This is a genomic window from Trinickia sp. (assembly GCF_051961175.1).
GTDB lineage: Bacteria > Pseudomonadota > Gammaproteobacteria > Burkholderiales > Burkholderiaceae > Trinickia.
Genome location: NZ_JBQCDN010000426.1, coordinates 1 through 6580 on the forward strand (window position 1 = coordinate 1; position 6580 = coordinate 6580).

The 6580-nt window shown below is 64.2% G+C and carries 5 protein-coding genes and 1 tRNA gene; all 6 read left to right on the top strand.

The genetic code is table 11. The features are described 5' to 3' along the window. Window positions 1-188 precede the first annotated feature (188 nt). Complete coding sequence (gene htpX / locus ACTHL0_RS24145; protein WP_440569562.1) at window positions 189-1046, top strand: zinc metalloprotease HtpX; 858 nt, start codon at window positions 189-191, stop codon at window positions 1044-1046. A 217-nt stretch (window positions 1047-1263) separates the two neighbouring features. Continuing rightward, on the top strand, window positions 1264-2691 hold the full coding sequence (gene rsmB, locus ACTHL0_RS24150; RefSeq protein ID WP_440569564.1) for a 16S rRNA (cytosine(967)-C(5))-methyltransferase RsmB: 1428 nt from the start codon (window positions 1264-1266) through the stop codon (window positions 2689-2691). Next, entirely contained in the window at window positions 2688-3284 is a 597-nt protein-coding gene (locus tag ACTHL0_RS24155; RefSeq protein ID WP_440569566.1) for a DUF4390 domain-containing protein, read from the top strand. The genes rsmB and ACTHL0_RS24155 overlap by 4 nt, the downstream gene beginning before the upstream one ends. Next, the gene (locus ACTHL0_RS24160) at window positions 3274-5661 is read left to right on the top strand and encodes an ATP-binding protein (RefSeq protein WP_440569568.1); all 2388 of its coding nucleotides are present in this window, start codon (window positions 3274-3276) and stop codon (window positions 5659-5661) included. Before ACTHL0_RS24155 ends, ACTHL0_RS24160 begins: the two co-directional genes overlap by 11 nt. After that, complete coding sequence (esaR, locus tag ACTHL0_RS24165) at window positions 5662-6357, top strand: response regulator transcription factor EsaR (protein ID WP_440569570.1); 696 nt, start codon at window positions 5662-5664, stop codon at window positions 6355-6357. It begins immediately after the preceding gene. Between the two features lie 127 nt (window positions 6358-6484). After that, a tRNA-Phe gene (locus ACTHL0_RS24170) sits at window positions 6485-6560 on the top strand. The last annotated feature ends 20 nt before the right edge of the window (window positions 6561-6580 follow it).

The following is a 6580-nucleotide window of genomic DNA, read 5'->3' on the forward strand; positions in this document are numbered from 1 at the left end:
CGACCGCGTGGTCGGCAGCGCCTTCGTCGGGCTCGGACTCAAGCTCGCCACTGCGCACCGCTGATCGGATTTTCGGTTGCATGCGAGGGCATCAGCCGTTTCCTGACGAATCGCTTACAATTGAGCGCGTGCCCACGGAGGCCCAGCTCGGGTTCGTCGTCGGGGCGCAAACGAAAAAGGAGTGACACATGTTCAATTGGGTCAAAACCGCGATGCTGATGGCCGCGATCACGGCCCTGTTCGTCGCGATCGGCGGAATGATCGGCGGTTCGCGCGGGATGGCGTTCGCGCTCGTGATCGCGTTGGCGATGAACTTCTTCTCGTACTGGTTCTCGGACAAGATGGTCCTGCGCATGTACAACGCGCAGGAGGTGGACGAGACGAGCGCGCCGCAGTTCTATCGCATGGTGCGCGAGCTTGCGACGCGCGCAAGCTTGCCGATGCCGCGCGTGTACCTCATCAACGAAGATTCGCCCAACGCGTTCGCGACGGGGCGCAATCCCGAACACGCGGCCGTTGCGGCGACCACCGGCATCTTGCGCATCTTGTCTGAGCGCGAGATGCGCGGCGTCATGGCGCACGAACTGTCGCACGTCAAGCATCGGGACATTTTGATCTCGACGATTTCCGCGACGATGGCCGGGGCGATTTCGGCGCTCGCCAATTTCGCGATGTTTTTTGGCGGGCGCGACGAGGAAGGCCGGCCGGCCAACCCGATCGCGGGCATCGCCGTCGCCTTGCTGGCGCCGATTGCCGCCGCGATGATCCAGATGGCCATCTCGCGTGCACGCGAGTTCGAGGCCGATCGGGCCGGCGCGCAGATTTCGGGTGATCCGCAGGCGTTGGCTTCGGCGCTCGATAAAATTCATCGCTTCGCCGCCGGCATTCCGTTCGCCGCGGCCGAGGCACATCCCACCACAGCCCAAATGATGATCCTCAATCCGCTGTCGGGCAGCGGCATGGCGAATCTCTTCTCCACCCACCCGGCCACCGAGGAACGCATCGCGCGTCTAATGGAGATGGCGCGTACGGGCCGCTACGACTGACGTTGCTGCCCAGCGGCGCGCGATGCGCATCCGATAGACGGGCCCCAAGGGGCCCGTTTCCGCCTTTGCTGCGTCTCCGGTCGCGCGTGATGGTCGCCCGTGGCGATGCGAACGGGCACACACACGGGATGCGGGACGGCGGCGCGTTACAATGTCGCGTTTATTTCGCGCGATTTCGCTCATAGCGGCCACCCGTCGCGCGTCCTTCGCTTTCTCGATGACTCGATCCGCCCTCATCCGTCGCAAGGCGCCCAAAACGGGCGCGGCGCCATTCGCCACGCTACATCTCGCGCCCGATTCGCTCGGCTTCGCGCTCGACTGCGCGGCGTTCGCCGTCGGCGCGGTCCGTGCCGGGATGGCACTGCCGGCCGCGCTCGCCCGTGTGCAAGCATCTGCACCGGCTGCGGCGCTCGCTCGCGGTGCGATTCAGGACATTGCCTATCGCGCGCTGCGGCGGCTGGGCACCGCCGACTGGCTGATCGCTCAACTTATCCGCAAGGCGCCGCCGGCCCATGTGCGCGATGTCCTGGCTTGTGCGCTCGCATTGCTTGCCGACGACGCACAAACGGCCGCGTATACGCCCTTCACCGTGGTCGATCAAGCGGTGAATGCGATCGGCGCGCGCCGCGAGTGTGCCTTCGCGAAGGGCCTCGTGAATGCCGTTCTGCGCACGTTTGTGCGTGAACGCGAAGCATGGCTCGACAAGTCGCAAGCCGATCCCGTCGCGGCATGGAACTACCCGGTCTGGTGGATCGACGCGGTGCGGCGTGCATGGCCCGATGCGTGGCAGCGTGTGCTCGCCGCCGGCAATGAACCGGGGCCCCTCACGTTGCGCGTCAATGCGCGCCGGACCCGCGTCGCCGACTATCTACAACTGCTCGACACAAACGGCATAGCGGCGACCGCGATCGGTTCGCATGCGGTGAGGCTCGCGGCACCGCTGCCCGTCGATCGACTCCCCGGCTTCGCGCACGGCGTCGTATCGGTGCAAGATGCCGGGGCTCAGATGGCGGCCGAGTGGCTCGGCGTGCGTGACGGTATGCGCGTCCTCGATGCCTGCGCGGCGCCGGGCGGCAAGACGGGGCATGTCCTGGAACTGGCCGATGTCGCGCTCGTCGCGCTCGAATCGGACGCCGCGCGGGCTACGCGCATCGAAGAAAACCTTTCGCGCCTTGGGTTGAAGGCGACGGTGACGGTAGGCGATGCAGGCGAACCCTCGGCCTGGTACGACGGGCAGCCGTTCGACCGCATTCTCGCGGATGTGCCTTGCTCGGCATCGGGCATCGTGCGGCGCCATCCCGATGTGCGCTGGCTGCGCCGCGCCACCGATATTGCCGCACTCGCCGCCGAGCAGCGCCGCATTTTGGATGCACTGTGGCCGCTGCTGGCGCCGGGCGGCGAACTGCTCTATGTGACCTGCTCGATCTTCCCGGAGGAAGGGGAGGAGCAGGCGCGTTGGTTTGAACGCGCACACGAAGATGCGGTACGATTGGACGCGCCAGCGCAACTGTTGCCGACGGTTGCCGGCGCCGCAGCCGCATGCTCGGCTCCTTTATCGACGGGAACGCACACCGCCAGGCCGGAACGCTCCGGTGCCGACCTTGACCACGACGGTTTTTTCTACGCGCGCTTTCAGAAACGGTGACGATCAGCAAACGCTTTTTTCGGCTTCGGCTCGTGGCCTTGCTCTGGATTGGGCTAACCGTTTGTTTAATCGCGGCGGGGCCGGCGCGCGCCGATACGATCGCGGTGCAACGGGCTTCGTTGCAGGCCGACGGCTCGGGCGGCTGGAACCTCGATGCCCGCTTCGACTTCGAACTGAACAGCAGCCTCGAAGACGCGGTCAACAAAGGCATTCCGCTTTATTTCACGACCGAGTTCGAGCTCACGCGCCCGCGCTGGTATTGGTTCGACGAGCAGCCCGTCTCGGTCACCCAGACCCTTCGTCTGTCGTTCCAACCGCTGACGCGCGAATACCGTGTATCGAGCGGCGGTCTGCAGCAGGGTTTTTCGTCGCTGAACGAAGCGCTGGCCGTCATCAAGCACGTGACATCCTGGCATGTCATCGATCGCAATCAAGTGCAGCCGGGAGAGACGTATACCGCTTCGGTGCGCATGCAGCTCGATACGGCGTTGATGCCCAAGCCGTTCCAGGTCGATGCCGTCAACAATCGAGACTGGACGCTCGTTTCCGATTGGAAGCGCTTTACCTTCACGGTGGCCGAACGTGCTAAATAGCGTGCGTCGAAAAGCGGACGTGCGCAGCATCCTCGTTCGCGTCATCGTCTCAGCGGTCGCCGTGATGGCATTGCTGCTGCTCGTGCTGCTTGCCGCGGCCAGTGCCAATACCGAATTTTTCGATCGCTACTACTCGTGGCTCTACGCAGCCAATATCGCGGTGGCGCTCGTCTTCCTGCTGATCGTCATCGCGCTCGTGACGCTGATTCTCGCGCGGCTGCGCAAGGGTAAGTTCGGCACGCGGCTGCTGGCGAAGCTGGCGGTGTTCTTTGCGCTGGTCGGCGTGTTGCCGGGTGCGCTCATCTACGTGGTGTCGTACCAGTTCGTTTCGCGCAGCATCGAATCATGGTTCGACGTCAACGTCGAAACCGCGCTCACGTCGGGTTTGAACCTCGGGCGCGCCATGCTCGATGCCTCGCTGTCCGATTTGCAGACGAAGGCGCGCGTGATGGCCGAGCAATTGGCGAGCACGCCGCCCAACAATACGACGCTCACGCTGCTGCGCATGCGCGATCAGTTTGGCGTGCAGGAAGCGATGCTCGTCGAATCGGTGCGCAGCGTGTCGGGCGCGTCGCCCGACCTGCACGTGATCGCGCAGACGTCCGGTAATTTCGCTTCGCTGATGCCCGACGATCTGCCGACGCCGATCATGCTCGATCAGGCGCGCGGCCGCGGCTATGCCTCGATCGAAGGCGAAGTCGACGGCGATCCGCATGCGAAGGGAGCGAAAGGCGCGCTGCGGTTGCGTGTCGTGGTGCTCGTGCCCGATGCAAGCGCGTCGCTGCTGCAGCCCGCGGAGCGCTTTCTGGAGTTGACGCAGCCCGTTTCACCCACGCTCGCGCGCAATGCCGATGCCGTTCAGCGCGCCTATCGCGAGTATCAGGAAAAGGCGCTGGGACGCACGGGCTTGCGCAAGATGTACATCGGCACGCTGACGCTGGCGCTGTTCCTGGCGACGTTCATTGCGATGATGCTCGCGCTCGCGCTCGGCAATCAGCTTGCGCGGCCGTTGTTCCTGCTGGCCAAGGGCACGAAGGAAGTGGCCGAGGGCGACTACACGCCCAAGCGCGAGATCAAATCACGCGACGAACTCGGCTTCCTGACGCAGTCGTTCAACGCGATGACGCGCCAGTTGTCGGAGGCGCGCGCCGCCGTGGAGCGCAACCGCGTGGCGTTGGAGCATTCGAAGGCTTATCTCGAGAGTATCCTGGCCAATCTCACGGCCGGCGTCTTCGTGCTCGATCGGCAATTTCGCTTGACCACGGCCAATCGCGGCGCCGAACGCATCTTCCGGCAGCCTTTCCAGTCCATGCTGGGTGCGTCGCTCGAACATATCGGCGTGCTCGCGGAGTTCGCGGCGCTGGTGCGCAAGGCGTTCGCCGATCGAGAGGCCGCCAGCGAGGGCAGCATCGACGACGGCGGCCATTGGCAGCAGCAAGTCGCGGTATCGGTGGCGGGCGAGGCCGAACCGATCACCTTGCTCGTGCGCGGAACGCGGCTCGTGGCGGCGACACCCGCGGAAGGCGGCGAAGCGGCGGGCACCGCGGGTTACGTTGTCGTATTCGACGATATCTCGGACGTCATTTCCGCACAGCGTTCGGCGGCGTGGGGTGAGGTGGCGCGGCGGCTCGCGCATGAGATCAAGAATCCGCTCACGCCGATTCAACTCTCGGCCGAGCGGTTGCAGATGAAGCTGGCCGATAAGCTTTCGCCGAACGATGCCGATGTGCTTAAGCGCGGCGCGACGACGATCGTCAATCAAGTGGCGGCCATGAAGCAGATGGTGGACGACTTCCGCGATTACGCGCGCACGCCGCCGGCCGTCCTCGCGAATCTGCAGTTGAACGAGCTCGTGACGGAAGTCCTGAGCTTGTATGGCGTCGAAGAGGGCAAGAGCGCGATCACGGCTGAGCTGTCGGCGTTGCCCGTGATCCGCGGCGATGCGACACAATTGCGCCAGGTTATCCACAATCTGCTGCAAAACGCGCAGGATGCGGTCGCGGAAATCGCAAGCCCGCGTGTCGTCATCGAAACCAAGACAGTAGAATATGGCGACCCGGACGCGCTCGGCAAAGTGCGCGTCGCGGTTCGCCTGACTGTCTCCGATAACGGCCCGGGCTTTCCCGCCCGTATCCTCACGCGCGCGTTCGAACCGTATGTGACGACGAAAGCCAGAGGAACGGGGCTCGGGCTCGCCATGGTCAAGAAGATCGTCGATGAACACGGCGCACGTATCGATATTCGAAATCGCGTGAAAGCGGGTGAGGCCATCGAAGGCGCGCAGATTTCGATTCTGTTCCTGCAATTGGCAGACGACGCGGCCGGCGGCGCCGAGCCGGGAACGACAAAAGCAATAGCGCAGACAAGGGCAGCATAAATGGCAACCATCCTGGTGGTAGACGACGAAATGGGCATCCGGGAGTTGCTCTCGGAAATCCTGAGCGACGAGGGACATGCCGTGGAGGTGGCGGAGAACGCGCAGCTTGCGCGGGACTTCCGCCTGCGTCAGGCACCCGATCTCGTACTGCTCGATATCTGGATGCCCGACACGGACGGTGTGACGCTGCTCAAGGAGTGGGCGGCGCAAGGGCTGTTGACGATGCCCGTCATCATGATGTCGGGGCACGCGACGATCGACACGGCTGTCGAGGCGACGAAAATCGGCGCGCTCAATTTCCTGGAAAAGCCGATCGCGCTGCAAAAGCTGCTGAAGGCCGTGGAGCAGGGGCTGGCCCGCGGCAGCGCGGCAGCCACGGTGGCCGGAACGGCGGCGGTCAAGTCGGCCATGCCGGCCAATGCGGCGACGGTAGCGGCGGCTGTCGCGTTACCGATGCTGGCGGCCGATGCGGTGGCGGCGAGCCCCGCTACGATGCAGGCGGCGTCGATTTCGTTCGATATTCCGCTGCGCGACGCGCGCGATGCGTTCGAGCGCGCGTACTTCGAGTATCACTTGGCGCGCGAGAACGGCAGCATGACGCGCGTGGCGGAAAAGACGGGCCTCGAGCGCACGCACTTGTATCGCAAGCTCAAGCAGCTCGGCGTCGATCTGAGCAAGAACAAAGGCGAAAGCTGAAGCTGAACGACGGCGGGTATCGCGACGTTCAGCGGCCGGACAGCAGGCCAAGAAGGACGAATGAAAAACAACGAACAAAAAGTGCTTGAGCGATGTAAATCTCCTTGCTATACTCTCGCTTCTTCGTGGCCCGGTAGCTCAGTTGGTAGAGCAGCGGATTGAAAATCCGCGTGTCGGTGGTTCGATTCCGCCCCAGGCCACCAGCAGTATCCAACCCCAAGAA

Excerpts from the sequence above, each read along its gene's own strand:
- htpX (WP_440569562.1), top strand. The coding sequence starts at position 189 with ATGTTCAATTGGGTCAAAACCGCGATGCTGATGGCCGCGATCACGGCC.
- rsmB (WP_440569564.1), top strand. The coding sequence starts at position 1,264 with ATGACTCGATCCGCCCTCATCCGTCGCAAGGCGCCCAAAACGGGCGCG.
- esaR (WP_440569570.1), top strand. The coding sequence starts at position 5,662 with ATGGCAACCATCCTGGTGGTAGACGACGAAATGGGCATCCGGGAGTTG.